Origin of the sequence: Methylocella sp. CPCC 101449 (genome assembly GCF_031921685.1) — a bacterium.
Lineage (GTDB): Bacteria > Pseudomonadota > Alphaproteobacteria > Rhizobiales > Beijerinckiaceae > Terripilifer.
Window position 1 is genome coordinate 377,644 of the sequence record NZ_JAPDHU010000001.1, and the last position, 25,533, is coordinate 403,176.

The 25,533-nt window shown below is 63.0% G+C and carries 20 protein-coding genes; 10 read left to right on the top strand and 10 right to left on the bottom strand.

The features are described from left to right. The first annotated feature begins 46 nt into the window (after positions 1–46). Entirely contained in the window at positions 47–1,465 is a 1,419-nt protein-coding gene (locus OIM99_RS01740; RefSeq protein WP_311848589.1) for an amidohydrolase family protein, read from the top strand. A 206-nt stretch (positions 1,466–1,671) separates the two neighbouring features. On the opposite strand, the gene pip is transcribed toward OIM99_RS01740, so the two are convergent. From pip to OIM99_RS01755, 3 genes are all read right to left on the bottom strand, one after another. Further along, positions 1,672–2,640 (bottom strand): prolyl aminopeptidase, encoded by a 969-nt coding sequence (gene pip, locus OIM99_RS01745; protein WP_311848590.1) that lies wholly within the window; start codon positions 2,638–2,640, stop codon positions 1,672–1,674. Positions 2,641–2,725: 85 nt separating this feature from the next. Next, the gene (locus OIM99_RS01750; protein ID WP_311848591.1) at positions 2,726–4,255 is read right to left on the bottom strand and encodes an ethanolamine ammonia-lyase reactivating factor EutA; all 1,530 of its coding nucleotides are present in this window, start codon (positions 4,253–4,255) and stop codon (positions 2,726–2,728) included. Positions 4,256–4,269: 14 nt separating this feature from the next. Continuing rightward, positions 4,270–5,508: a cupin domain-containing protein gene (locus tag OIM99_RS01755; protein ID WP_311848592.1), complete on the bottom strand. Its 1,239-nt coding sequence runs from the start codon at positions 5,506–5,508 to the stop codon at positions 4,270–4,272. Positions 5,509–5,708: 200 nt separating this feature from the next. Between OIM99_RS01755 and OIM99_RS01760 the strand changes: the two genes are divergently transcribed. From OIM99_RS01760 to OIM99_RS01770, 3 genes are all read left to right on the top strand, one after another. Then, complete coding sequence (locus OIM99_RS01760) at positions 5,709–7,493, top strand: ethanolamine ammonia-lyase reactivating factor EutA (protein WP_311848593.1); 1,785 nt, start codon at positions 5,709–5,711, stop codon at positions 7,491–7,493. A 66-nt stretch (positions 7,494–7,559) separates the two neighbouring features. Continuing rightward, on the top strand, positions 7,560–8,684 hold the full coding sequence (locus OIM99_RS01765) for an ABC transporter ATP-binding protein (protein WP_311848594.1): 1,125 nt from the start codon (positions 7,560–7,562) through the stop codon (positions 8,682–8,684). 29 nt (positions 8,685–8,713) lie between these two features. Continuing rightward, positions 8,714–9,832 carry a cupin domain-containing protein gene (locus OIM99_RS01770; protein ID WP_311848595.1) on the top strand — a complete coding sequence of 373 codons (1,119 nt, stop codon included), beginning with the start codon at positions 8,714–8,716 and terminating at the stop codon, positions 9,830–9,832. Positions 9,833–9,869: 37 nt separating this feature from the next. Here OIM99_RS01770 and OIM99_RS01775 read toward each other — a convergent pair whose 3' ends face one another. The 5 genes from OIM99_RS01775 to OIM99_RS01795 form a co-directional block, all read right to left on the bottom strand. Next, on the bottom strand, positions 9,870–10,856 hold the full coding sequence (locus OIM99_RS01775) for an ABC transporter substrate-binding protein (protein ID WP_311848596.1): 987 nt from the start codon (positions 10,854–10,856) through the stop codon (positions 9,870–9,872). A 68-nt stretch (positions 10,857–10,924) separates the two neighbouring features. After that, positions 10,925–11,929, bottom strand: coding sequence for an FAD-binding oxidoreductase (locus tag OIM99_RS01780; protein WP_311848597.1), 1,005 nt, complete (start codon positions 11,927–11,929; stop codon positions 10,925–10,927). A gap of 21 nt (positions 11,930–11,950) precedes the next feature. Continuing rightward, complete coding sequence (locus tag OIM99_RS01785; RefSeq protein ID WP_311848598.1) at positions 11,951–12,784, bottom strand: IclR family transcriptional regulator; 834 nt, start codon at positions 12,782–12,784, stop codon at positions 11,951–11,953. After that, the gene (locus tag OIM99_RS01790; protein ID WP_311848599.1) at positions 12,777–13,871 is read right to left on the bottom strand and encodes a GTP-binding protein; all 1,095 of its coding nucleotides are present in this window, start codon (positions 13,869–13,871) and stop codon (positions 12,777–12,779) included. Before OIM99_RS01790 ends, OIM99_RS01785 begins: the two co-directional genes overlap by 8 nt. A gap of 21 nt (positions 13,872–13,892) precedes the next feature. After that, positions 13,893–14,198, bottom strand: coding sequence for a non-heme iron oxygenase ferredoxin subunit (locus OIM99_RS01795; protein ID WP_311848600.1), 306 nt, complete (start codon positions 14,196–14,198; stop codon positions 13,893–13,895). A gap of 214 nt (positions 14,199–14,412) precedes the next feature. Here OIM99_RS01795 and OIM99_RS01800 point away from each other — a divergent pair, with 214 nt between their 5' ends. The 3 genes from OIM99_RS01800 to OIM99_RS01810 all read left to right on the top strand — a co-directional run bounded on the left by OIM99_RS01800 (position 14,413) and on the right by OIM99_RS01810 (position 17,463). Continuing rightward, positions 14,413–15,699: an aromatic ring-hydroxylating dioxygenase subunit alpha gene (locus OIM99_RS01800; RefSeq protein WP_311848601.1), complete on the top strand. Its 1,287-nt coding sequence runs from the start codon at positions 14,413–14,415 to the stop codon at positions 15,697–15,699. A 31-nt stretch (positions 15,700–15,730) separates the two neighbouring features. Further along, complete coding sequence (locus OIM99_RS01805) at positions 15,731–16,246, top strand: hypothetical protein (protein ID WP_311848602.1); 516 nt, start codon at positions 15,731–15,733, stop codon at positions 16,244–16,246. Between the two features lie 215 nt (positions 16,247–16,461). After that, positions 16,462–17,463, top strand: a complete 1,002-nt coding sequence (locus tag OIM99_RS01810; RefSeq protein WP_311848603.1) for a tripartite tricarboxylate transporter substrate-binding protein — start codon at positions 16,462–16,464, stop codon at positions 17,461–17,463. 183 nt (positions 17,464–17,646) lie between these two features. Here OIM99_RS01810 and hisS read toward each other — a convergent pair whose 3' ends face one another. Continuing rightward, the gene (gene hisS / locus OIM99_RS01815) at positions 17,647–19,164 is read right to left on the bottom strand and encodes a histidine--tRNA ligase (RefSeq protein ID WP_311848604.1); all 1,518 of its coding nucleotides are present in this window, start codon (positions 19,162–19,164) and stop codon (positions 17,647–17,649) included. 220 nt (positions 19,165–19,384) lie between these two features. Here hisS and OIM99_RS01820 point away from each other — a divergent pair, with 220 nt between their 5' ends. The 3 genes from OIM99_RS01820 (at position 19,385) to OIM99_RS01830 (ending at position 24,313) form a co-directional block, all read left to right on the top strand. Continuing rightward, a complete protein-coding gene (locus tag OIM99_RS01820) occupies positions 19,385–21,169 on the top strand; it encodes a tetratricopeptide repeat protein (protein WP_311848605.1) in 1,785 nt (594 codons plus the stop codon). A gap of 37 nt (positions 21,170–21,206) precedes the next feature. Continuing rightward, positions 21,207–22,076 (top strand): 4-(cytidine 5'-diphospho)-2-C-methyl-D-erythritol kinase, encoded by an 870-nt coding sequence (locus tag OIM99_RS01825; protein ID WP_311848606.1) that lies wholly within the window; start codon positions 21,207–21,209, stop codon positions 22,074–22,076. Between the two features lie 80 nt (positions 22,077–22,156). Then, the gene (locus OIM99_RS01830) at positions 22,157–24,313 is read left to right on the top strand and encodes a glycoside hydrolase family 3 N-terminal domain-containing protein (RefSeq protein WP_311848607.1); all 2,157 of its coding nucleotides are present in this window, start codon (positions 22,157–22,159) and stop codon (positions 24,311–24,313) included. A 174-nt stretch (positions 24,314–24,487) separates the two neighbouring features. Here OIM99_RS01830 and OIM99_RS01835 read toward each other — a convergent pair whose 3' ends face one another. Then, positions 24,488–25,495, bottom strand: a complete 1,008-nt coding sequence (locus OIM99_RS01835; protein WP_311848608.1) for a polyprenyl synthetase family protein — start codon at positions 25,493–25,495, stop codon at positions 24,488–24,490. Positions 25,496–25,533: the final 38 nt, after the last annotated feature.

Genomic DNA, 25,533 nt, shown 5'->3' on the forward strand with positions numbered 1-25,533 from the left:
CCGGTCCGCGTTTTGATTCTTACACGACCTTCTTGGGGAGGGGCTCATGTGCCAGGTCTGTAATCTTCGCCGCCGCGACTTCATGAAGGCGGCTTTGGCCGCCGGCGCTCTGGCCCCGGCCGCGGCCCGCGCGCAGACCTCTCCTCCCGCTTCGCCGGCGACCGACCTGCGCGAATACATCATCCGTAGCGGCCATGTGCTGACCATGGACGGCGCGGGCCGCGACCTGGAAACCGGCGATGTCCATGTCCGCGATGGCGTGATCGTCGCCGTCGGCGAGGCGATCGCCGCGCCCGGTGTGGCGGTCATCGATGCGCGGGACATGATCGTTCTGCCCGGCTTCGTCGACACCCATTGGCATTTGTGGAGCACGGCGCTGCGCGGCGTCATCCGCGCCGACGATCCGAAGTTCGGTTATTTCCCGACCACTTTGCGCGTCGGCCCGCATTGCAGCGCCAAGGATGCCTATGCCTCGGTGCGTCTCGGCGTGGCGGAAGCTTTGCTCTCCGGCATCACCACGGTTCACAACTGGTCGCACAACACCCGCACGCCGGAACATGCCGACGCTGAAATCCAGGCGATGAAAGACACTGGCGTGCGCGGCCGCTTTTCCTATGGCTGGGGCCAGGAGCTGCCGCTGACATCGCCGATGAATGTCGAGGATCTCGGCCGCGTGCAGCGCCAATGGGGACAGGATCGCAAATCGCTGACCATTGGCGCCGCCTTGCGATCACCCACGCCTGGTGCGCGCGGCGCGATCCCGCTCGACGTGCTGAAGCAAGAAATCACTGGAATCCGCAAGCTCGGCCTGCCGATGACCATGCATGGCGGCGCCAAGGGGCTCGTCGATGCGGTCGCCAGCGTCGATGGACTGGGGCCCGACATGCTGCTCGTCCATCCGCAAGGTTTGTCGGAACAGGAGCGGCAGCAGGTCGTCAATTCGAAGTCGCCCTATAGCACCTCGCCGGTGATCGAAATGTCCTATTCGGCGGTGCGCAGCGGCTACATCCAATATGAAGAACTCAAACAGTTGAACGTGCCCATGGGCCTGTCGATCGACAGTTCCGGCGCTTCGGCCAATGCCGATTATTTCAACGTCATGCGGGCGCTGCTGTGGTCGGACTGGCAGCGCAGCGGCGCGCCCCTGCGCCTGAAGCCGCGCCGGGCTGTCGAACTGGCGACGATCGAGGGTGCCAAGGTCTTGGGCTTCGGCGATGTCACGGGATCGCTGGAAGCAGGCAAACGTGCCGATATTCTTCTGGTGCGCAAGACCGACATCAACATGGCGCCGGTATTCGATGCCTATTATGCGCTGGTCTTTTCGGCACAGCCTTCCAACATCGACACGGTGATCGCCGACGGGCGCATCGTCAGCCGCGGCGGCAAGGCTGTCGGCTTCGATGTCGACAAGATCGTGCGGGAGGCGACGACATCGGCGCTGGAGATTCGCGGCCGCGTCACCTGATGCGCGATTGGCAGGATGTTGAGAAGCCTCTGTGTCATCCCGGATCACTTGCGCAGCAAGTGATCCGGGATCCAGGGGCGCGTGATGAATCTCGGTGGTTCTGAACGCTGCTTCACCGCCATGACTGCAGGCTCTACCACTTGCCCCGGGATCCCCGCTCAGCCGCTACGCGGCTGTCGGGGATGACACTAAGGTTGCGGCACTCGCTAAAGACTACGGAACGAATCCGTCGCTTCGACCAGCGCGGCCAGAATGCCTGGCTCGCTCGTCGCATGGCCGGCATCGGGCACGATGTGCAACAGCGACTTCGGCCAGGCCTTATGCAGCTCGAGCGCCGTGCGCGGCGGCGTCACCACATCGTAGCGCCCCTGCACGATGACGCCGGGAATATCGGCGATCTTGCCCATATTGGCGATCAATTGGCCTTCGCTCAGAAAAGCCTTGTGGACGAAATAATGCGCTTCGATGCGCGACAAGGCGATCTCGCCGCGTGTCGCCGGGCCGGTGCGCGGCGTGCGCGGCTTCAAGGTCAGCAATTCGCCTTCCCAGGAACACCAGGTGCGGGCGGCTTCGAGACGCACGACCGTATCGTCGCCGACGAGCCGGCGATGATAGGCGGTGATGAGATCGTCGCGCTCCGCTTCCGGAATGGGCGCGATGAAACGCTCCCAGCCTTCGGGAAACATGGAGGAGGCGCCATGCTTGTAAAGCCAATCGAATTCGAGCTGGCGCGCTGTGAAGGCACCGCGCAACACCAAGGCCCTGACGTGCTCACGATGCTGCTGCGCATAGGCCAGCGCCAAGGCAACGCCCCAGGAGCCACCGAGGATCAGCCAATTGTCGACCTTGAGGAGGAGACGCAGGCGCTCGATATCGTCGACGAGATGCTGGGTGGTATTGGCCTCGATGGCCGCATGGGGCGTCGAGCGGCCGCAACCCCGTTGATCGAACAGGACGATCTTGTAGGTCAGCGGATCGAACAGACGCCGGTAGTCCGGATGGCAGCCGCCGCCAGGACCGCCGTGCAGGAACAGAGCCGGCTTACCGTCGGGATTGCCGCAGACTTCCCAATACACGCTATGGCCGTCGCCCACGTCGAGCATGCCGCTGTCATAGGGCTGGATCGACGGGTAAAAACTGGCCGTGCGATGGCCTATGTGTTCGTCAACGCTCATCTGGACTTTCTGGGGCGCTTCGTCTCGCCGTCAGATTACGGCCTGAACCCCGGCATTGCCAAGAATATTGCTGAGAGATGAGGCGTCACACGGCACATTCAAGGGCGCTGGCGCGGCCCAAGGCGGTTGATGTCGGAAAAACCAAGGACTTGATGACGACAGGCACGGCGCCCGAGGTTTCCAGCATGGCGCCGATGTCAATGAAATCGAATTCCTTGAGCTGGATACCATCAATGGACACCACCGGATTGGCGAGCTTGCGTTCCTCGCGCAGGTGAATGCCGACGAGGCCGCCGATGTCCCCTTCCCCGACCAGAATCACCGGATGCTTGTGGCCGATCACCGCGCCGAGACCGTCGATGACCGCCAGACAGAAATCATCGAGCCGGCGGAAGGTTGCCGATCCCTGCCAGCGATAGCACAACGCCACCGCCCGTTCGCCGTCGTGCAGATCGAGCCGGCGCAGCGCGGTCTTGATGGCAGCGGCAATCGCCGCACGATCGAGCTCCTCGTCATCCAGCGGCAGATCGGGCGCGATGACGGGCAGATTGCGCAAAGGCAGTGTCTCCATCGGCGCCACGAAGATCGTCGCGCCGCTAACCTGGATCGTATATTGCGAGGCGCCGACGACGGTGGCGCGAATGCCCTGCTCCGGCCGCTCGACGGGAATGCCCAAAGCCTCAACACGCCGCAGGATCGCCTGCGCCAGCAGCGGCCCGAGATCGCCGAAGGCGGAGGCCTGCGCGCCATAGACATATTCCGACACGCCGCCGGAGAAGGTGATGCAAGCAGGCGCGACATCGTTGCGCAGCGGGTCCAACCGTAGCAGCGCTGCGGTTTCCGGCGACAGAGCCGCCTTCGTCATGGCTTCGAACAGACGCCCGGCCATGGCTTCGACCATGGCGGCGCGTTGTGCTTCCGGCAGAACGGTGCCGATGTCCAAGTCAAAGCCGGCCTCAGTCGCGAACCGCCGTCCGGCCTCTTCGAGGCGAACCACTTTGCCCTGCGCGTCGAAAGAGACGATCCGCGCGCCCACGTCGATCGCGGTCATATCGACCACTTCGCCGGCGCTGCATACGGCGATCTTCGACGTGCCGCCACCGATATCGACATTCATCACCCGGCGGCTTTCGCGGATCGAACGAGCCGCCGCGCCGGAGCCGAAGGCGGCCAGCGTCGTCTCCAGCGCGTCGCCGGCGCTGACGGAGACGAACTTGCCGGCTTGTGCCGCAAACAATTCTCCGATGGCGCGGGCATTCGACCGACGCACGGCCACGCCCGTCAGAATCAACGCGCCCGTATCGATGGCGGCCGGATCGATCCCCGCCGCCTCATATTGACGATCGATGAAAGCGCCTAGCTTGGTGGCATCGATCGTCATGTCGTCGGCATAAGGCGTCAGCAGAACATCGGATTCGTGGAACACTTCGCGCTTGGAGACGAGATAGCGATTGTCGAGCCGCTCCAGCACCAAACGCGAAAAGACCAGATGAGAGGTCGAGGAGCCGATATCGACACCGACACTGACGAGACGGATCTCGTCCTCTTCCTCCAGGGATCGGCGGACGCTGGAAAAGAAAACCCGACCGCCCTGGGCCTCGTCGCTCTCGCTCATGTGTTCTGGCTCACTTACACGACGGTGTCGCGCTTCTCGGCGTCGCTCTTTGCGTTGTTCGGCGCCACATACCATTTGGCATCCATGCGGCTCGGCACGCCATTGCTGGCAAGCGTCGCCTCATATTCCTGACGCAGATACGGATCTTCCTGCCAGTAGGGAATGGCCGTGCCGCCCTTGTCGAGATCGATGGCCGTGTAATCGGTGTGTTTCTCGCCGGGCGCGCCGGGATCGCGGCCCGGATTGTGCGGGCCGAACCAGGCGGTGAGGCGGAAGTCATCCTTCGACACGCTGAAGTGCTGATGGAACCAGCGCGCGCCGCCAGGTGCCGCCGTCACCATGCCGATCGGCTCGTAATCGAGGCGACGCACTTCCTCCGCATGACCATCCTTCCAGGGCGTGGGGCCGCAACGTTCCGGCCAGGAATAGGTGTAGCCCTTGCCCTTCAGGCAAATCAGGATGGCGGCCGACGTATGCGCATGCGCCTTGGAATAGCGGCCGTTCTCATGCTGGCCGATCCAGAAGTAGAACTGGTTGTTGGTCATGAAGGGTTCGACGCGGCGATAGCCGACCGAGCGGCGGTTATCGAGCGGCAGATCGCAATTGATGACGTCGGGAATGAAATTGGTGCGGCGCATGGCGAGGCCGCGCACCGGATCGGGCTCGATATCGTCCTTGGCCTTGAAGAAGTCGTCGGCGCCGTTGAAGCGATCGCGGAACACGTAAGGATTGTTGAACACCGCGTCGGCATTGTTGAGCATGTTCATGACGTTTGGCGCCGTCGTGCCGCCCAGCAGCAGCGCGCCGCCGGAGGTGGCGTTGACGACGCGATACCAGGCGTTCATCGGGATCGAGAACATCGAGCCCTTCTGCCATTCGAAGACATGTTTCTTCGTATCGCCTTCCTGCCAGACTTCCGTGGTGCCGCGCCCTTCGACGACGAGGAAGATTTCCTCATACATGTGCTTTTCGGGATTGAGCGCGCCGCCCGGCGGCACTTCCACCACATAGCAGCCCCATTTGGTCTCGGTGCCGTAAAGCTGGATGAAATGGCCTTTGCCGCCGCGCCGCTTCCACGGCATCAGCGGCAGGTTCTGCACTTTCGAAATGCCGATATCGCGGAAGACAGGAATTCCTTCCGCTTCCATCCAGGCATCATAGGGGGTCGGTTGTTTCTTGAACTCGCCGAAACCCGCCTTCTTCACGCCAGAGGGTTCGTGCCAATGAACGCCGTCTTTGGAATCGTGGGGCATGGGTTCCTCCTGTGAAGTGGCTTCGGCTCGTTCGGTCGGCCGGTCTCTGCGCGCTAGATCGACCATGAGGCGGGTCCTGTCAACACACCGTGATCCGCCAGCAGGCAGTTGACGAAAACATGATAGCGCGCGAGGAAGGCGGTAAGATGAAGCGTGCACAGCAAGCTGAATTATAATGCTTGTGCCGAGCGAGGAACGATATGGGAGAGAGCGACAAGAAGCCTGCGCCGCATAGCCTCGCCGAACATGCCATGGGTCAATATTATAATCATGAGCACGACGGCGATGCCGATCACGAACACGACGATTTTGAGTTCGACGGACCCCTGGAAGAAAATCCACTCTGGATTCAGGACAATGTCCATCTCACCAGCGTCGGCGTCGATATCGGCTCCTCCGGCACGCAGGTGATCTTCTCGCGCATCCATCTGCGCCGCCTCGCCGAGGATCTGACCAGCCGCTATTATGTCGTCTCACGCGAAACGCTCTATCTCTCGCCGGTGGCGCTGACGCCTTATGCCAGCGAAACGCGGATCGACGACGACAAGCTGCGCGAGATCATCACGCAGGCCTATGAGCAGGCCGGCATTGCCGCCGCCGAGGTGGATACAGGCGCGGTGATCCTAACGGGCGAGGCTCTGCGACGCGAGAATGCGCAAGCCATCTCAGCCCTGCTGTCACAGCAGGGCGGCGAATTCGTCTGCGCCACCGCCGGCCATCATATGGAATCCATGCTGGCGGCCTATGGCTCCGGCGCCGCGCAAGCCTCCCTCGATCTCGGCAAGCGGGTGCTCAACATCGACATCGGCGGCGGCACGACCAAGATCGGCGTGCTCGAAGGCGGTAAGGTGATCTCGACCGCCGCCGTCCATATCGGCGGCCGTCTGCAAGTCACCGAAGGCGGCCGCATCGTTCGGCTTGATCCGGCCGGGCGCACCCATGCGCGCCGCGCCGGCTTCGACTGGTCGCTCGGCCACGCCGCCAGCGAGGCGGACCTCGATCAGGTGGCCGACGGGATGGCCGAAACCCTGCTCCAGGCCCTGGCGACGCGGCCGATCCCGCATGATGTCGAACATCTCTATCTCACCGACCCGATCGTCGATTTCGGCGATGTGGCCGGCATGATGTTTTCGGGCGGCGTCGGTGAATATGTCTATGACCGCGAACAGCAAGATTTTAACGACATGGGCCGCCGGCTCGGCGCCGCCATCCGCAAGCGGATCGAGGCCGGGCGCTTCCCATGGCCGCTGCTGCCGGCGCATGAATGCATTCGTGCCACGGCGCTCGGCGCCTCCGAATACAGCGTCCAGCTCTCCGGCAACACCAGCTATATTTCGAATCCCGGCGTGCTGCTGCCTCGGCGCAACCTGCAAGTGGTGCAGCCGCCGTTCGAACTGAGCGAAGAGGTCGATTCCGCCGGGCTCGCCAAGGCGATCACCGCGCATCTCAAGGCCTTCGATCTCGAGGACATCGAGCAGGACGTGGCGCTGGCGCTGCGCTGGACGGGCGCGCCGGCCTATGAACGCATTCTCGGCTTCGCCAAGGGCGTTGCTTTGGCTTTGACTGAGCGGATCGCCGCCGGCAAGCCGCTCTATCTCATGCTCGACGGCGACGTGGCGCAGACGCTGGGCGCGGTTCTGCGCGAGGATTGCGGCATCGCCAGCGAGATTCTGGTCATCGACGGCGTGATGCTGGCCGACTTCGACTATATCGACCTCGGCAAGCTGCGCATCCCCTCCTACACCGTGCCCGTGACCATCAAATCCCTGGTGTTCAGCGAGGATCCGCGCGGCCCGCGCGCGCGGGAGATCATCCATCACCGCGAGCACGAGGCTGGGCATCACCATCATCATCATGGACATGCACACAGCCACTCGCATGGGCATTCTCATGACCATGGCCACGCACACGACCATGATCACCATCACCACCACGATCATCACCATCATGATCACAGTCACGACCATCCTCACCGCAAGGGCTGACCGCCGCCGGCAGCCAGCTTGCACGAACCACCTGTCAGGCGCATAAAATCAGACGAGGAGGAAACGGTGCTCAGCGTCAGACGGCTCAATACGGAGTATAAGACCCCGCAGGGGCCTGCCGTGCGCGCGGCGCAGGACATTTCCTTCGAAGTGCCGAAAGGCAAGTTCTTCACGCTCCTTGGCCCTTCCGGCTGCGGCAAGACGACGACCTTGCGCTCCATCGCCGGCCTGGAGCGGCCGACCTCCGGCGAGATCGAGGTCAACGGCAAACTGGTCTACGCTTCGCAGGGCCAGATTTTCATTCCGCCCAACAAACGCAATTTCGGCATGGTGTTTCAGTCCTATGCCATCTGGCCGCATATGAGCGTCTTCGCCAATGCCGCCTTTCCGCTGGAGGTGCGCTCCAACCGCCCGTCGAAACAGAAGATCCGCGACAAGGTAATGGGCGTTTTGCATGCGGTGGCGCTCGATCATCTGGCGGACCGCGATGCCACCAAACTCTCCGGCGGCCAGCAGCAGCGCCTGGCGCTGGCGCGCGCCCTGGTCATGGAACCGGAATTGCTGCTGCTCGACGAGCCGCTGTCCAACCTCGACGCCAAGCTGCGCGACCGCATGCGCTTCGAACTGAAGCGCATCCAGCGCGACAATGGCCTGACCACCATCTATGTCACCCATGACCAGGGCGAAGCGTTGGCGCTGTCGCACGAGATCGCTGTGATGAATGAGGGGCGGATCGTCCAGATCGGTTCGCCGCACGACATCTACAACCGTCCGCGCACGAAATTCGTCGCCGATTTCATCGGCACGACCAATTTTCTCGAAGGGCGCGTCAAGGGTCTCGATCAGACGAGCCAGCGCTGGCTGGTCGAAACGCCGGCCGGCGACATTCTGGTGAAGAGCGAAACGGGTCTGGAAGCCGGTTCCAAGGCCTCGGTCTCGATCCGCCCGGAAGATATCGAACTGTCGGAGCAGCCATTCGCCGCGGCGGATGGAAACAGGCTTGCCGGCACTGCCGATGCCACGGTGTTTCTCGGCGATTTCCTTGACGTGCAAGTGCGTGTCGGCACCGCCCTGCTGCAATCGCGCTCGCACCCCTCGCTGCGTGCGCCCGACGGCGCGCCGCTTTATCTGCGCATCGATCCGGAGAAATGCATCGCTATCGCTGATGACCCCAGCAGACATGCCGTTTAACGGCACAACCAAGAAGGATGGAGTAGGAAATGGCCAAGGACGCAGTCGTATCTGACGATCTCGCGAAGAAATTCGCCACCGAGAAGGACACGCCGTATCTGCGCTGGGTGCGCGACGAGGGGCTCGACATCATCGGCGCCCACTACGTGCGCAATCTGCGCACGGTGGAACTCAAGCCCTGGGCGCGGCGCGGCGGCAAAGGCATTTTCATCAACCATGAGGCCTCGCGCACCTCGAACGACTGCTATGTCTGCGAGATCGCGCCGGGCAAGAAGCTTGAGCCGCAGCGGCAATTGTTCGAAGAGATGATCCTGGTGCTCGACGGGCGCGGCTCGACCAGCGTGTGGAACGATGCCGGCCAAAAGATCACCTTCGAATGGAAGGCCGGCGCGCTGTTCGCCATTCCGCTCAATGCCTGGCATCAGCATTTCAACGGCTCCGGCCAAGAGCCGGCGCGGTTCGTCTCGGTCACCAATGCGCCGCCGGTAATCAACCTCTATGAGGACATCGACTTCGTCTTCAACACCAAGCACGATTTCAAGAGCCGCTTCGCCGGCGAGCCCGACTATTTCAGTGCCAAAGGCGAACAGAAGGGCCTGTTGCTCGAAACCAATTTCGTGCCCGATGCGGTGAACCTGCCGCTGATTTCCGCCAAGGAGCGCGGCGCCGGCGGCGGCCATATCCGCTTCAACATGGCCAAGGGATCGATGAACAGCCATATCTCGCAGTTCCCGATCGGCACCTATAAGAAGGGCCACTGCCATGGCCCGGGTGCCCATGTGATCATCCTGTCGGGCGAAGGCTATTCGCTGATGTGGCCGGAGGGCGAAGAGCCGCGCCGCTACGATTGGGAAGTCGGCACGATGATCGTGCCGCCGAACCTGTGGTTCCACCAGCATTTCAACACCGGCACGACGCCGGCGCGCTATCTCGCCTTCAAACATGAGGTGGTGTCGATCCGCAACGGCCAGGGCGTGCCGAAAGCCTGGATCAGCCGGCGCATCGGTGGCGACCAGATCGATTACGCCGACGAGCAACCAATCGTGCGTGATATGTTTGCTGAGGAGCTGTCGAAGAACGGTCTGACGCCGAAGATGGACGAAGCCTACAAGACCGAACTGGAAACGCTGCCGCCCAAGGCTGCTTGATAGGAAAAGGCCCGGTTCTGAGAACCGGGCCTTATTTTTAAATCTTAAACGCTTCGAGCGTTTCCGGCGCGAACAACTCTTCCGGCTTCAACAGACGCGGCGACAGCCCGCATTCGTGGTGATAGCGCAGGAAGGTTTCGAGCACCTTGTAGTTGTTGTCGAAGCCATAGGGCCAGTAGTCCTCGCCCATTTCGCGGCGCGCTTCCTCGATATCGTGCGACAGCCACGGCACCATGGCTTTCAGAGCCGCCGTCTCCTGCAAGTCGTGATAGGTGCGCCGCTGTGACTCGACGAACGCCTTGAACAGCGACTGGGCGATCCAGCGATTGGCCTCATAGACCTCGCGACGGATGGCGACCGTGTGCATGATCGGGAAAATGCGGGTCTTGCGGAAATAATCGAGTTCGACTGGCCGATAGTCCTCGAACAAGCGCTTGACGTTGACGCCGTCATAGGTCGAGGGCTTGCGCGCCGTGTGGAAGGCATCGATCTCGCCGTCGCGCAGCATCTGCGCCAAGGTCTTGTCCTCGGGGATCGGCGTGACCTTGATGTTTTTCGGCAGGTCGAGCTTGATCTTCTCGATGCGGCCCGGCTCTTCCTCGCCACCGGTGTGATAGGTGACGCTGTCCATCGGCACGCCGTAATGGTCGGCGAGAATGCCGCGGATCCAGACCGGCGCCGTCATCTGAAATTCCGGCACGCCGATGCGCTTGCCGACCAGATCCTTCGGCTCGCGAATGCCGGACTTGGCGTTGATGTAGATCGACGAGTGGCGGAAGAAACGCGACGGAAACACCGGAATGGCGATGAAGGGTTTTGGATCACGGTGGCAGGAGACCGTGTAGGAGGACAGCGACATTTCCGAGACATCGAACTCGCGATAGCGCGCCATCCGGAAGAAGGTTTCCTCCACTGGCATGTCGAGGAAATTGATGTCGATGCCATCGGGCTGCACCGATCCGTCTTGCAGGCCGCGGGTGCGGTCGTAGTTCCAGCAGCCCAGGGTCAGTTTTAGTTTCGACATGGTGTTCTCCCTGCGCCACGGCCCGCAGCCCTGGCGTCTGATTGCTTATTGCGGTGTTGGGACGACGATCAATAGAACTGATCGAAATGGAGCTGACCGACAGGCACTTTCGCCGTGATGAGCATTTTCATCACCGCCTGCGACATGGCCGGCGGCCCGGCGAAATAAACTTCGAAATTGGGCAGATTGGCGCCAAAGAGCATTTCGGCAATGTCATGCACGAAACCGGTATGGCCGGTCCAACCTTCCGCACCTTCCGGCATCGAGATCGCCGGATGGTAATGAATGCGCGAGCCATAGCCCTCAAGCGTGCTGAGGATGCCCTCGCCGCAAATATCCTTCGGGCTGCGGCCGCCATAAATGAATTCGATGTTGCGGCCCTGCAGGGCCGGGCTGGCAGCAGCGCCGCGTGCGATGGAAATCATCGGCGACAGGCCGGAACCGCCCGCCAGGCAGAGAATGTCGCGTGGCGCATCTTCACGCAGATAGGCCATGCCATAGGGACCGTCGATGGTGATCGTGTCGCCGAGCTTGATCTTGTCGAACAGACTGGTCGTCGCTTCGCCGCCCGGCACGCGCTTGATCTGGAAATGCCATTCGTCGCCCAGGTTAGTCACGTTGCTCATCGAATAGGCGCGTGCGCCTTCGACACCCGGCAGCGAGAGCAAAGCATATTGGCCCGGCAGGAACAGGTTCGACTTCTTCAGGTTGAAGCGAAATTCCTTGATGTCGTGGGTGAGATCGTCGATCCCCGCAAGTTCCGCCTCGGTCTTGCGCGGCAGATGCTGGCTTTTGTAATGATCGCGCAGATTGACCTTGATGGTGCAATCGCCTTTCGGTTGCGCCTGGCAACCGAGATAGCGGTTGCGGGCAATATCGCGCTCGTTCAGGCCCGGCGGATTGGCGCGCAGATGGACCACTTCGCCCGACTGCAATTCAAACCGGCAATTGCCGCAGGAGCCGACATTGCACTCATAGGGGAAACCCAGCCCTTCACGCAGCGCGGCACGCGCCAGCGTGTCGTCCTCGCAGATATATTCGAGATTGGCATTGCTGATCGTAATCTTGGGCATGTACCCCCCGTATCCATATTTTTAATAAGCCGCCGGGGCCTTGTATCCCAGACGCGACGAGATCGTGTGCGCCGTATCTAGCAGAAGCGGCAGAAAGCGCGCCAGCACTTCGTCGTCCATGCGTTGACGCGGACCGGCGATTCCCACCGCCGCCACGACACGGCTCTCAGCGTCCCTGACGGGCGCGGCCAGAGAGCGCATGCCCGGCTCGCATTGTTCATCCTCGACCGCATAGCCGATCCGCCGGATCTCCGCCAGCGCGGCACTGAGATGATCCGGATCTACATCGGTTTGTGGCGTGCGCTGCACGAGCCCGGCGGCGATGATGGCTTCGACCTTGTTTTCCGGCGCGAAAGCCAGCATGGCGCGCCCTTCCGAGGCGCAGAAGGCCGGTTTGCGCTCGCCCAGATTGGCGCGCATGCGGATCGCCTGGCTGCTTTCCAAATCGTAGACATAGATAACTTCTGACCCATCGAGCAGGGCCAGATGGACGGTTTCGTTGGTGGCTTCACGCAAGGCGAAGATGTGCTGACGCGCCTCGGTCGAGACATTCATGCGCTGGCGCACCAGCGCGCCGAGGCCGAAAAGCGCTATCCCCAAGCGATATTTTTCATTCTCGCTGTTTTGTTCCAGCATGCCTTCGGCAACGAGGGTGGAGGCCAGCCGATAAACCGTGCTCTTGGCGACGCCGAGCTTGCGCGACAGAGCGGTGACGCCGATTTCGGATTCGCCTTCCGAAAAAGCCTTCAACAGCCGCATCGACATAGCGACGGAGGACAATCTTTGCGGTTCGCGGCGACCGCCTTTCGCCGACGGTTCCGATTGCGACATTTCGGCAATGCGATCGTCAGCCATGGGCATGCGCTCCAATCGTATTTTTGCCAATCGTATTTTCGCTCACTGTCGCGGTCAGACCGAGATGGTTGAGAAAATCGGCGGCGATGGCGCTGGCCGAGACGCCTTGTGCAATAAAAGTCATACCCACCGGGCGCTCCTCATTGCGTGCCGCCAAGGACAATCGCGCCAAGGGCAGACGCGCCAGAGCTTCGCCCGGCATGGCCTGGATGATTTCGATGGCGCCGTCAGCGGCGCTGCGCGCTGTGCCTTTGACGCGCAGGAGCGCCGCTTCATGGCGGATAAGAACCGCATCCAGGGCTTCGGCCAAAGCCTCATAGGCGATCGGTGCAACCAAGGGCGCGAAGGCGCTCGTCACATCGCTCGAATGATGGGCGTGATCGTGATGATCGTGGGTGTGATCATGATCGTGGTGGTGATGCCCGTCGTGGCAGGCGGGCGTGCAGACATGCGCTTCGGGCACGGCCTCTTGCAAGGCTGCGACGATATCCGCCGCCGGCAAAGCAGCCGCCGCAGACGTCATGACCGAAGCCTGCGGCCGCACCGAGCGGATCGCGGCGCGAGCATGATCCATCTCCTGCGCCGTCGCAAGATCGGCCTTGGTGAGAACGATGGCGCTGGCATGGGCGAGCTGGCTCTCGCATTCGGGATGGCGCAACAACTGCGACGGACCCCGGCGCGCATCGAACGTGGTGATCACGCCGGCCACTTCGTAGCGCTCATGGATCAGCGCATGACCTTGCAGCGACGCAATGATGGGCTGCGGATCGGCGATGCCGGTGGTTTCGATCAGCACCCAGGAGAACGGCGGAATGGTGCGATGCAGACGCTGCCAGAACAGGCGTTCAAGCGTCGCGTTGAGGTCTTCGCTCGCCGCGCAGCAGGCGCAGCCGTTCTCCAGCAGCAAAGGCGCTTCGCTCGATGTCTCGACCAGCCGATCGTCGAGCCCGACTTCGCCGAGTTCGTTGACGATCACCATAGCGCCTGCAAATTCCGGCGCCCGCAACCATTGCGCCAGCAGGCTGGTTTTGCCGCTGCCAAGGAAGCCGGTGAGAATGAGGATGGGAACCTTGATACGCTGTGCCATCGCTGCTCCAGCTTTCGAGGTTCAGACTTCGATATAGATCGTGTCGCCGTCCACAGCAGTCGGATAGGTCTTGATCGGGATCATGCAGGGCGGCTCGACCACTTCGCCGGTCTTGATGTTAAAGACGCCGTTGTGAAAATCGCATTCGACCGTATCGCCGACGATCGGTCCTTCGGAGAGCGAGCCCGGCCCGTGGGTGCAGGTATCGTCCGTCACGTAGAAAGCGCCGTTGAGATTGAACACGGCCACCAGCAAATCACCGGTCTCGATCCGGATCGCCGAACCCTCGTCGACCTCGGAGGTTTTGCACAAATCGACTCTCGCCATTGCTCCCGACTTTCCTCTCTCGTTATTGACCTTATCGACCCAGCGGGGTATTGGTCTTTATGAAAATGGAACATTGTTCCGCATAAGGGAACATTATTTTTCTAACAGGGCTCGGCATCCCGGTCAACCGACAAATTGGTTAGAATGACGGGAGGCCGGGCGCGCAGGCGGATCGCCGGCGATAACCAGAAGAAACAGTTCGGAGGAAGCTAACGTGCTGAAAAAAGAACAAAACGACTATCTCTGCCAGACCGGCCCCGGCACGCCCATGGGCAATTTCTTCCGGTGCTACTGGCAGCCGGCCCTGTTGAGCGAGGAGCTCCCGGAGCCCGATTGCCCGCCCGTGCGGGTCAAGCTTCTGGGCGAGCGTCTGCTCGCCTTCCGCGACAGCGAGGGCAAGCTCGGCCTGATCGACGAGTTCTGCGCCCATCGCGGCGTCTCGCTGTGGTTCGGCCGCAACGAGGATTGCGGCCTGCGCTGCCCTTACCATGGCTGGAAATACGACGTGACCGGCCAATGCACCGAGGTGCCGTCCGAGCCGACAGAATCCGGCTATGCCAAGAAGATCAAGCTGAAGTCCTATCCGCTGATCGAACAGGGCGGCGTGTTGTGGACCTATATGGGCCCGCCGGAACAGCAGCCGCCCCTGCCACAGTACGAATTTTCCACCGTGCCGCTGAACCAGACGTTCATGACCAAGCGCATCCAGGAGTGCAACTGGCTGCAGGCGATGGAAGGCGGCATCGATTCCAGCCACGTCTCCTTCCTGCATCGCGGCGACCTGCACAACGATCCGCTGTTCAAGGGCGCCGGCGGCAACAAATACAACATGCAGGATCTGTCGCCGGTCTTCGAAGTGGTGGAGAGCGACGGCGGGCTCCTTATCGGCGCGCGCCGCAATGCCGAAGACGACCAGTATTACTGGCGCATCACGCCTTGGGTGATGCCCAACTACACCGGCGTGCCGCCGCGCGGCGACCACCCGATGCACGGCCATTTCTGGGTGCCGATCGACGACGAGAACTGCTGGGCCTGGTCTTACGACTATCACCCGACGCGCGCGCTCACCGACGGCGAAGTGGCGGCGATGAAGGATGGCAAGGGCGTGCACGTCAAATATGTGCCCGGCACCTATCGTCCGCTCGCCAACAAGGACAACGACTATCTGATGGATCGCGCCGGCCAGAAGGCCGGCCGCACCTTCAGCGGTGTCGAGGGCATCGGCATTCAGGATGCATCCTTGCAGGAAAGCATGGGGCCGATCTGCGATCGCACCAAGGAAAACCTTGTTGGCACCGACAACGGCATCATCATGGCCCGCCACCGCCTGCTGCGCGCCGCCCGCGCCTTCAACGACAAGGGTGTTCAGCCGCCAGGCGTCAATCCGGAGCATCACACGGTGCGCCAGGCCGCGCTGCTGCTGAAGCGCGACGTTCAATACAAGGACGGCGCCAAGGAAGCTCTGAAGGCCAAGAAGGGCGTGCGCCAGACTTCGGTCTGACTACTTCGGTCTGAGTGTTGTGGAGAGTGCCATGCAAAGCGAATCGGCCAAGATGACCACTGCACACGAAGCCGGTTTTCGCGTGCAATATCCCAACTCGAAACAGAGGGCGGCGAAAGTCATCGCCCTCGATCCGGCGAGCGCTGCCATCGTCGAAGAGATTTCGCAGAAATCCTGGAACGGTGCGGCTTTCTTCACCTCGCTGGCGTTCACGGGTGAGGGCAATCCGGGTGCCGTCGGCGGCGATCTGAAGGCCTGGCTCAAGGACCTCGCCGGCCGCACGATGGATCTCGTGGCGGAAGTCGAGCACAGCGATTTCGTCGTGGTGATCACCACGACGGGTGCCGATGCACGCGCCGTCTCGGTGATCGCCGATGCCTGCGCCTTGTTCAACAAATCGCTGGTCGGCCTCATCGTGCCGGGCAAAGACGACAGCGATGCGGCGACGACGGAATCGATGAAATATCTGCGGCCCTACACCCGCATGCTCGTCATCGCCAGCGGCACCGATTACATCGAGGCGATGCTGACGGCACTGCGGGCATAAAGCTTTTCGCTAAACGCCTACCGTCATTGCGAGGAGCGCAGCGACAAAGCAATCCAGGAGCGAGCGGTAGAACGTCAAGAAATGCCGGCATGCGGGCATTTGGCGTTTATGATTCTATCCTTAGCCCCTGGATTGCTTCGCTGCGCTCGCAATGACGTCCCGCGAAACACGATCAAGGCTCTGTTTCGCAAAGCCCAGATATGTATAGATGGCGCATGACCCGCGCGCGCCCTCTCGCTTTCCTCGCCTGTCTATTTTCCAGCCTCCTCACGCCCGCCCTGGCGCAGGACGGGGCCGAGGCCTTTCGCGGCAAGACCCTCACCTACATCGTCGCCACGGGCCCCGGCGGTGGTTACGATGCTCACGGTCGCCTGGTCGCACGCCTGATGCAGAAATTTCTGCCCGGCGCGACCGTCGCGGTGAAGAATGTGCCCGGCGGCGGCCATCTCATCGGCGCCAATATGCTTTATGCCGCGCGGCCGGACGGGCTCACCATCGGCACGTTCAACATCGGCCTGATCTATGACCAGGTCGTCGGCCGCGCGGATGCGAAATTCGATCTCCTGCGCTTTTCCTGGATCGGCAATGCCCTGTCCGATCCCCGCGTCGTGGTGCTCTCGGCGCAATCGAAGGTGATGGATTGGAAGGCGCTGACCTCGCAGGCGCAGCCCCTCGCCTTCGGCACCGCCCATGTCGGCAGCGCGTCCTATGTGGAAACCAATTTGCTGGCGAGCGCGCTCAATCTGCCGATCCGCTTGCAATCCGGCCTCACGGGCACTGAAGATCAACAGGCGATGCGACGCGGCGACATCGCCGGCGCGGTCGCAGCGCGCGCCGCTTACGGGCCCTTCGTGCGTGATGGGCTCGCCCGCATCGTCGCGCAAATCGGCGGCAGCGAAAAAGATGCGCCGCAGCTCGCCACGCTCGTCAGCGAGGCGCGCGGACGCCACATCGTCGCGCTCGTTCAAGCCCAGGCCGATCTGGCGCGGATCACCGCCGCGCCGCCCGGCGTCGCCGCGCCTCTGTTGGACGCGTTACGCACCGCTTATCGCCGGGCGCTCGACGATGCCGACTTTCGCGGCGAAGCCGGCAAACTCGGCCGCGCCGTCGATCCGCTGATCGGCGATGACGTGTTGAAGAGCCTGCGTCCGGCGCTCGATCAAACGCCGGAAACATTGGCGCTGATCAAGGACGCATTGGACGGGCGCAAGCGTTAGCGGGACATTCAGAAACTCTGCGTGTCATTCCCGACGCGCGAAGCGCGAGCGGGAATCCAGAGCGACCGGTAAATCGCGGATTGCTGCGCATCACCGTTCTACAGCATTCTACCACTTGCTCTGGATCCCCGCTCAGCCGCTGCGCGGCTGTCGGGGATGACACCAAAGGCTTTTCACCGACTACTAAGCATGCCGCGCCAGGGTCTCGCGCACGGCGCGCACGAGGTCGGCTTCCGCCACCGTCGTCTGCTGCCGCTCCTTCAGCGCCAGATATTCGGCCCGGTCCATATCCTTGGCGGCATTGGCGACCTGCGCACCAAGAACCAGATCCTTGACGATGAGCTCGCCCTTCTCGCGCTCGTTCGAGCCTTGAATGATGGCGCAGACACTGCGGCGGCGGTCGGCATATTTGAGCTGCGCATTCATGCCGGCGGAGCCAAGATAAAGTTCGGCGCGGATGCCCTCGGCACGCAGCGCTGAAACGAAGCCCTGATAGCGCGCCACCTGATCCTTATCGAGCACCAGCACGACGACGGGGCCGCGCTGCGCTTCGCCGGCGACAATAGGCGAATGGATCGCCGTCAGCGCTGCGAGCAGGCGCGACACGCCGACGGAAAAGCCTGTCGCCGGCACCGGCTCGCCCCGGAAACGCGCAACCAGGCCGTCATAGCGGCCACCGCCGCCGACCGAGCCGAAGCGCATCGGCCGGCCGTTCTCATCCTTCACCTCGAAGGTCAGCTCCGCCTCGTAGACGGGGCCCGTGTAATATTCGAGGCCGCGCACGACGGCCGGATCGATCACCACACGGCCATCGCCATAGCCGGCGGTGCCGAACAGATCGGCCATGGTGGCGAGTTCCGCGATGCCTTCGAGACCCCGGGCGGAATCGCCGACGGTCTTGCGCAGCCGTTCCAAGGTGCCGGCATTGTCGCTGGCGCGCGCGGCGGTGAAATCGAGGATACGCTGGATCGCCGCAGGGGCGAGTTCCGCGCCCTTGGTGAAGTCGCCCGACTCATCCTTGCGGCCGGCGCCGAGCAGCAGACGCACACCCTCGGGGCCGAGACGATCGAGCTTGTCGATGGCGCGCAGCACGATCAATTTTTGGGCATTCTGGCTTTTATCATCAGAACTTGCACCCAGACCCGCAGCCTCGAGCACGCCGTCCAACACCTTGCGATTATTGACCTTGATCACGTAATCGCCGCGCGTGATGCCGAGCTTTTCGATCGTATCGGCAGCCATCATGCAGATTTCCGCATCGGCCGCGACGGAGGCGGAGCCCACCGTATCGGCGTCGAACTGCATGAACTGGCGGAAACGGCCCGGACCCGGCTTCTCGTTGCGGAACACGAAGCCGGCGCGATAGCTGCGATAGGGCTTCGGCAGCCGGTCGAAATGTTCAGCGACATAGCGCGCCAGCGGCGCGGTCAGGTCATAACGCAGGCTCAGCCACTGATCGTCATCGTCCTGAAACGAGAAAACACCTTCGTTGGGCCGGTCGAGATCGGGCAAAAACTTGCCCAGCGCCTCGGTATATTCGATGAACGGCGTCTCGACGGCCTCGAACCCGTACAATTCATAGATTTCGCGAATCGCTGCCATCATGCGGTTGGTGGCGGCGATATCCGTCGGCGCCCGGTCGGCGAGGCCGCGCGGCAGGCGTGCTTTGACCGTGGCGGGTTTGGTTTCTGGGTCGTTCATTTTGGAAATGGGGCCTGAAATAGGAAGATGACCGGCTTTTAGAGCGGTTTCCGACGAAGGGAAATCGCTTTTCCGACGCCTCTCCGATTTCCGCCCCACGCATTCCCCCGCCCTTGCCGCCTTTGCCTAAAAAGGCCATGTTCGCGGAAGATTCTCCGGGAATTGCTCGGCTTTCGATCCTTGCCGGCAATCATCGCCCCTGACCAAGCAAGAGACGCGCGTGCCCCTTACAGCTCTGTCCGCTCACCGCCGCCCCCTTCGCCGCGCCGCCATGGCCGGTTTGGCCCTCCTCTGCTTCGCCTCGGCCGGTTCGGCCAATGTGCGGCCCTCGCGGGCAGTGGCGACCCCCTTTGAAGTCGGCGCGAGTCCGGCCGGCAATTATCTGGCCGCCCTGTCCGCCGCCTCGCAGAAGGACACGCTGGCGGCGGCGACCTATTTCCGCGAAGTGCTGCGCTTTGATCCGCGCAATCCGGCGCTGATCGAGCGCGCCTTCATCGCCTCGATCGCCAATGGCGACATGCCGCAAGCGATGACTTTGGCCGAACGGCTGGTGCGCATCGATCCCAAGAACGGCCTCGCCAATCTGGCGCTCGGCGTGCGCGCCATTAAAACCCGGCAGTTCGCCTCGGCGCGCACTTATCTCGCCAAGGGCGGCGGCTTCCGCCAGGGCGAGATCACCTCGATCCTCCTGTCGGCCTGGGCCTTCGCGGGCGCCGGCGAATATGGCCGTGCGCTCGAGACCACCGACAAGCTCACCGATCGCCGCCTGTCGCTGTTTCGCGACTATCACGCCGGTCTGATCGCCGATGTCGGCAAGCGGCCGCAGGAAGCGGCGCGCCGGATGAAAGCGGCCTATGACGTCGAGAACGGCACCTTGCGTCTGGTCGATGCCTATGCGCGCATCGAATCCAAACAGGGCCGCAAGGACGAGGCGCTGCGCGCCTATCGCGCCTTCGACGAACAACTGCCGCGCCATCCGGTGATCGCCCAGGCGATGCAACAGATCAATGCCGGCAAGACGCTCGACTCCGTCGTTTCCAACGCCACCGAGGGCGCCGCCGAAGTGCTCTACGGACTGGCCTCGGCCGGTGGCGGCCAGGGCGGCGACGAACTCGCCGCCATCATCTATCTGCGCCTGGCGCTATGGCTCGAACCGAACCATGCGCTCGCCATCATCAGCCTGGGCGATGCCTATGAGCGCATCAAGCAGGACGCGCGCGCCATCGACGTGTTCGAGAGCATGCCGGCCAATTCGCCGCTGCGCTCCAGCGCCGACCTGCAGATCGCCTTCGTGCTCGAAAAGCTCGACCGCAAGGACGAAGCGCTCGAACATCTCAACGCCATCGTCAAGGATCAGCCGAATGATCCCGACGCGTTGATCGCGCTGGCCAATCTGCAACGCTCGCGCAAGCTCTATACGGAAGCGGCGCAATCCTACACCCGCGCGCTCGATACGTCGGCCGAGCGCGGCAAGAGCGACTGGACGATCTACTACTATCGCGCCGTGAGCTATGAACGTTCCAAGCAATGGCCGCAGGCGGAAGCCGATTTCCGGCGCGCGCTGGAAGCCGTGCCGGAAAATCCGGTGGTGCTGAACTATCTCGGCTATTCCTGGGTCGACCAGGGCACCAATCTCGACGAAGCCTTCCGCATGCTCAAGCGCGCCGTCGAGTTGCGGCCGCGCGACGGCTACATCGTCGACAGCCTCGGCTGGGCCTACTACCGCCTCGGCAAGTATGACGATGCGGTGCGCGAACTCGAACGCGCCATCGAGCTGAAGCCGTCCGATCCGGTGATCAACGACCATCTGGGCGATGCCTATTGGAAGGTCGGCCGCCGGCTCGAAGCGCAATTCCAATGGAATCATGCGCGCGATCTAGGCCCGGAGCCGGAAGAGATGCCGAAGATCCTGCGCAAGATCGAAAAGGGCATGGACGAGGACAATGCCGCCCCGACGGTCACGCCAGCGGTCGGTTCCGACAAGCCGAAGACGGATGGCGGCTAGGTCTAGCCGCCACGCAGCAGCTATTTGATAGAGGCCTATGACCGCGCTCGTCGAAAAGGCTGCGGCCAAGATCAATCTGACGCTGCATGTGCGCGGACGGCGCGCCGACGGTTGGCACGATCTGGAAAGCCTTGTCGTCTTCTCCGGCACCGGCGACAGGCTGTCGCTTGAACCGGGCGGCGGCCTGTCGCTGACGACAAGCGGCACCACCGCTGGCGCCGCCGGCCCCGATGACGACAATCTGGTGCTGCGCGCTGCGAAGAACGCTGCGGCAGCTTTTCCAAATCTGCGCGCCGGCGCTTTTCATCTCATCAAGACGCTACCCGTGGCGGCGGGCCTGGGCGGCGGCTCGTCCGATGCGGCGGCGGCGCTGCGCCTGCTGGCGCGCTTGAACGACATTCCGCTGAGCGATCCGCGCTGGCATGAGATCGCCGCCGCGACGGGCTCGGACGTACCCGTCTGTCTGGCGCAGCACGCGCGCATGATGCGCGGACGTGGCGACGAACTCGGGCCGGAACTGGTGCTGCCCCGTCTGTTCGCCGTTCTGGTCAATCCCGGCGTTCCTGTCGCCACGCCGGCGGTGTTCTCGGAACTGGGGTTGAAGCCCGGCGAGTCCTTCGGCTATGGCGCGCATCCGGTCCTCGATACGTCTTCGCCCGCGACGCTCCTCGGCCAGTTGCGTAAGGCGCGCAATGATCTCGAAGATCCCGCCTGCGTGGTGGCGCCACAGATCAGTCATGTGCTGGCTGTACTGGCGGCGGGACGCGGCTGCCGGCTGGCGCGCATGTCGGGTTCCGGCGCCACCTGTTTCGGTTTGTTCGAGAATTGCCATGCGGCGGCGCGGGCGGCGGCGGTGATCCGCCGCGATCATCCCGGCTGGCGGGTCAAATCGACGGTGTTGCGCTGACCCCTAGCCGCTGATCCGGAGCCTCTTGCCTCCGACGCCGATCCATTTCAAGACACGCGCGGAAACGAAGGACGGGGACCATGACGACAGAGATCGCGCGACGGATCGAAAGCCTCATCGCGCAGATGACTCTCAGCGAAAAGCTTGGCCAGCTCACCATGCTGGCGGCGTCGCTGGTCGAAACCGGGCCGCCCGGCCCGCACAATCCCGCGACCATGGTGCGCGAAGGCCGCGCCGGCAGCATTCTCAACACCTGGGGGGCCAAGGAAATCCGCGAGGCGCAGCGGGTGGCGATGGAAGAGACGCGGCTCAAGATTCCGCTGTTCTTCGCCGTCGACGTGCTGCACGGCCACCGCACCATCTATCCGATCCCACTGGCGGAAGCCTGCGCCTTCGACCGCGCGCTGTGGCAGCGCACGGCGCAAGAGGCCGCCGAGGAAGCAACGCGCGACGGCATTCAGATGACCTTCGCGCCGATGCTCGATGTCAGCCGCGATCCGCGCTGGGGCCGCATCTGCGAATGTGCCGGCGAAGACGGGTTCATCAATGCCGAATATGCCAAGGCGAAAGTCATCGGCTTTCAGAATGCGCCGGCGCAACCCGAGCGCCGGCTCGCCGCCGTCGCCAAACATTTCGTCGCCTATGGCGCGGTGAATGCCGGGCGCGACTATGCGGAGGTCGATGTCTCGCAGCGCGCGCTTGAAGAAATCTACCTGCCACCGTTCCAGGCGGCGGTGGAAGCGGGCGTGCTCGGCATCATGCCTTCGTTCACCGATGTGGCCGGCGTGGCGATGACAGCGCACAAGCCGCTGCTCGACGATCTACTGCGCCAACAATGGGGCTTCGAGGGCGTCATCATCAGCGATTATAATGCCATCGCCGAACTGATCCCGCATGGCGTCGCCGCCGATCTCACGGAAGCCGCAACCTTGGCGCTGAAGGCCGGCGTCGACATCGACATGATGGCCGGCGCCTATGAGCAAGGCCTGCCCGTCGCGCTCGAACGCGGCGCCGTCAGCATGGACGAGATCGACCGTGCCGTGCGGCGTGTGCTCAAACTGAAATTCGCGCTTGGCCTGTTCGACAATCCGCTGCGCGGCCTCGAGGACATTTCTCCAACACCCGACAGCGATCCTTCGCGCCGCGCCTCGGCGCGCGATGCGGCACGACGATCGATCGTGCTTCTCGAAAACCGCGATCAGTTTCTGCCCTGGACGAAAGCGCCGCAGAACATCGCCGTCGTCGGCCCGCTGGCGGATGCGCCGAGCGAACTGATGGGCGCCTGGTGCATGGCGGGCGAGATCGACGAAACCGTCGGCATTCTCTCAGGGATGCGCACGGCTTTCACTGGCAGCACCATCACCCATGCGGCGGGTGGCGATATCGAAACCGGCGACGCGCAAGCCATCGCCGAGGCCGTGCACGTGACGCAAGCCGCCGATGCGGTGGTGTTGTGCATTGGCGAATCCCGCCACATCTCCGGTGAAGCGGCGAGCCGCACAAAGCCCGCGCCGCCCGACAGCCAGCTCGAACTGGCGCGCGCCATCGTCGCCACCGGCAAGCCGCTGTTGCTCATATTGGTCGGCGGCCGGCCCTTCGTTCTGCCGCAATGGCTGATCGACGGATCGCAGGCCATCATCGCCGCCTGGTTTCCGGGCACGGAAGCCGGCAATGCCATCGCCGACATCATCAAGGGCGCATGGAATCCCTCTGCGCGATTAGCCATCTCCTGGCCGGTCGAAGTCGGCCAGATTCCGATCTACTACAGCCTGCGCACCACCGGCCGTCCCAACGATCCCAAGAACGGGTTCTCGACCTGCTTCCTCGACGCGCCGATCACGCCGCGCTGGAGCTTTGGCGAGGGGTTGAGCTACACGCGCTATGATCTGAGCGACGCGCAGGTGAGCGCCACGACGATCGAGCGGGATGGTGCACTCGATGTGTCCATCGACATCACCAATGCCGGCAAGATGGATGGCGAGACCACGATCTTTCTGTTCATCCGCGATCCGGTGGCGCAGGTGACGCGGCCGGCCCTGGAGCTGAAGGACTTTCAGAACGTGGCGCTCGCCGCAGGCGCGCGCCAGCGCGTCGCCTTCAAACTGCATGCCTCTCAACTTGCTTATCCAGGGATGGATTTGGCGCCACGTCTCGATAGCGGCCGCATCGAAATCCATGTCGGCACGAGCTCGCGGCCGTGTGACCTCAAGCGGGTAGATATCGAAGTGCGGGTTTAACGCTCGGTGTCATCCCCGACAGCCGCGCAGCGGCTGAGCGGGGATCCAGGGGCGAGTGGTAGAATGCTGATCGAAACTGTGGCCGGCGGAATCACGCAAGGCTGTACCGCTGGCGCTGGATCCCCGCTCGCAGCTTCGCTGCGTCGGGGATGACACCGAGGATTCGCAGTGCCGTCAGTGCGCGCGGCTGACGCAGAAGTCGACCACGTCGAACAAAGCCCGCTTCCATTGCGAGGCCGGGAAGAGTTCGAGCGCGTCGCGCGCCATGGCGCCGTAATGGCGGGCGCGTTCGACCGTATCTTCCAGCGCGCGATGCTTCTTCATGGTCGCCAGTGCCGTTTCAAGATCGCCATCGGCGATTTCGCCGCGCTCCAGGGTGCGGCGCCAGAAATCGCGCTCGGCTTCCGTGCCACGGCGGAACGACAGCACCACCGGCAAAGTGATCTTGCCTTCGCGGAAATCGTCGCCGACGTTCTTGCCGAGCTTGGCGGCGGAGCCGCCGTAGTCGAGCGCATCGTCGATGAGCTGGAAGGCGATGCCGAGATTGGCGCCATATCCACGGCAGGCCTCGACATCGGCCTTGGCGCGTCCAGCGAGAATGGGACCCACTTCGCAGGCAGCGGCGAACAGTGCCGCCGTCTTGGCGCGGATCACTTCGAGATAGGCGTCTTCCGAGGTCTGGGTATCCTTGGCAGCGGAGAGCTGCATCACCTCGCCCTCGGCGATGACGGCGGCGGCGCTCGACAGCACGTCGAGGCATTGCAGCGAGCCGACCTCGACCATCATTTTGAACGCCTGGCCGAGCAGGAAGTCGCCGACCAGAACCGAGGCTTCGTTGCCCCACAGCATGCGGGCGGCGAGCTTGCCCCGACGCATGTCGCTCTCGTCGACCACGTCGTCGTGCAGCAGCGTCGCCGTGTGCATGAATTCGACGGAAGCGGCGAGCTTGATATGGCCTTCGCCGGTGTAGCCGCACAGCCCCGCCGTGGCGAGGGTCAGCATCGGGCGCAGGCGCTTGCCGCCGGAGGAAATCAGATGATTGGCGACCTCGGGAATCATCGCCACGTCGGAGCCGGTGCGCGCCAGAATGGTCTTGTTGACCCCGGCCATGGCCTCGGCCACCAGGCCATTGAGACGCTCGATACCGGTGGACTTTTCTTCCAGGGGAACGACGACACCCACAGCATTCACTCCGATCAACCCGCAGACCAAATTCATTG

Coding starts and splice junctions, on each gene's coding strand:
- OIM99_RS01740 (WP_311848589.1), top strand. CDS start 47: ATGTGCCAGGTCTGTAATCTTCGCCGCCGCGACTTCATGAAGGCGGCT.
- pip (WP_311848590.1), bottom strand. CDS start 2,640: ATGAGCGTTGACGAACACATAGGCCATCGCACGGCCAGTTTTTACCCG.
- OIM99_RS01750 (WP_311848591.1), bottom strand. CDS start 4,255: ATGAGCGAGAGCGACGAGGCCCAGGGCGGTCGGGTTTTCTTTTCCAGC.
- OIM99_RS01755 (WP_311848592.1), bottom strand. CDS start 5,508: ATGCCCCACGATTCCAAAGACGGCGTTCATTGGCACGAACCCTCTGGC.
- OIM99_RS01760 (WP_311848593.1), top strand. CDS start 5,709: ATGGGAGAGAGCGACAAGAAGCCTGCGCCGCATAGCCTCGCCGAACAT.
- OIM99_RS01770 (WP_311848595.1), top strand. CDS start 8,714: ATGGCCAAGGACGCAGTCGTATCTGACGATCTCGCGAAGAAATTCGCC.
- OIM99_RS01775 (WP_311848596.1), bottom strand. CDS start 10,856: ATGTCGAAACTAAAACTGACCCTGGGCTGCTGGAACTACGACCGCACC.
- OIM99_RS01780 (WP_311848597.1), bottom strand. CDS start 11,929: ATGCCCAAGATTACGATCAGCAATGCCAATCTCGAATATATCTGCGAG.
- OIM99_RS01785 (WP_311848598.1), bottom strand. CDS start 12,784: ATGGCTGACGATCGCATTGCCGAAATGTCGCAATCGGAACCGTCGGCG.
- OIM99_RS01790 (WP_311848599.1), bottom strand. CDS start 13,871: ATGGCACAGCGTATCAAGGTTCCCATCCTCATTCTCACCGGCTTCCTT.
- OIM99_RS01795 (WP_311848600.1), bottom strand. CDS start 14,198: ATGGCGAGAGTCGATTTGTGCAAAACCTCCGAGGTCGACGAGGGTTCG.
- OIM99_RS01805 (WP_311848602.1), top strand. CDS start 15,731: ATGCAAAGCGAATCGGCCAAGATGACCACTGCACACGAAGCCGGTTTT.
- OIM99_RS01810 (WP_311848603.1), top strand. CDS start 16,462: ATGACCCGCGCGCGCCCTCTCGCTTTCCTCGCCTGTCTATTTTCCAGC.
- hisS (WP_311848604.1), bottom strand. CDS start 19,164: ATGAACGACCCAGAAACCAAACCCGCCACGGTCAAAGCACGCCTGCCG.
- OIM99_RS01825 (WP_311848606.1), top strand. CDS start 21,207: ATGACCGCGCTCGTCGAAAAGGCTGCGGCCAAGATCAATCTGACGCTG.
- OIM99_RS01830 (WP_311848607.1), top strand. CDS start 22,157: ATGACGACAGAGATCGCGCGACGGATCGAAAGCCTCATCGCGCAGATG.